Here is a 958-nt window from a genome sequence, read left to right as displayed (position 1 = left end):
GCCGTGTGCCTGCCCCCCCCCCCCCCCCCCCCCCCGCGCCCCCCCCCCGCGGGCGGCCGCGGCGGCGGGCGCTCCTTCGCGGCGGCGGGCGCCGCGCGCCCCCCCCCCCCCGCCGCTGAGACAGATCAGGCCGTCGCAATGGCCTTGCAGCATCTCGGTCGTCAGATGCACGGCCTCGCCGGGCGGCGTTTCCAAATAGACCCGGCTGATCAGCCTGACCAGATTGCTGTAGCCGGCCTCGGTCGCCGCGATCAAAACCACCGGCCGCATCTCCGGACCTTGCCGCCTGCGGTCGCGCTGGCTGTCGCTGGCTTCGCCGGAAAAGGCGAGAGCGGTCTGGCAGCCGATGATCGGCTGGATGCCTTCCTTCACCGCCTTTTGCGCAAATTCGAGCGCGCCGAACAGATTGTTGGTGTCGGTGACGGCGATGGCCGGGGCGTCATCCTTGACCGCATGACCGACAACGGTGCCGAGTTGCAAAGCGCCTTCGAGCAGCGAATAGGCCGAATGCACGCGCAGATGAATGAACGGCCGCGCCGGCACTTCTGGCCGCGATGCCCTCACAAAGGCCTCGCGCCGCAAGGGGTCCCGTGGAAGTGTCTCATTCGCCATGGTTTTTTAGCGCCGCCTCACAAGGACTCAGTCGATGAAGATGTATTGTCCGGCAGCAGGTAACACGAGTCCAGCGGTAGTGATTAGGCCGTGAACCCATAAACTGGGATTCACCGAGATGGCTTGGGAAGCGGCGTTGCCATGCGTTCCCAAGCTGCTAAGTCTACTCTGTGTTGGAAGGTAGCGCGCATGTCACTTTCGCGATTCGTTGAGAAGTGGACCGTCCCTACATATTCCCCTGAGTCAGTCTCAGTGTCCGATCCAAAAAGGAGTGAGTGATTTCAGCAGGTTGTGATTCTGTCGGATTGCTGAGATTCGACGGAGATCACGATGCCTTGGACCGAAA

Annotated in this window: 1 protein-coding gene; it reads right to left on the bottom strand. The window is 63.4% G+C overall.

Features of this window, described 5'->3' with window-relative positions:
• Positions 1 to 612: PHP domain-containing protein (locus NKH12_RS30450; RefSeq protein ID WP_352956485.1), on the bottom strand; the 612-nt coding region annotated here is incomplete at its 3' end.
• Between the last annotated feature and the right edge of the window lie 346 nt (positions 613 to 958).

It is taken from the genome of Mesorhizobium sp. M1322, from assembly GCF_040318085.1.
In the GTDB taxonomy this organism is placed as follows: Bacteria; Pseudomonadota; Alphaproteobacteria; order Rhizobiales; family Rhizobiaceae; genus Mesorhizobium.
The sequence above is the reverse complement of the archived record's forward strand: the minus strand, read 5'-3'. Positions and strand labels throughout refer to the sequence as shown.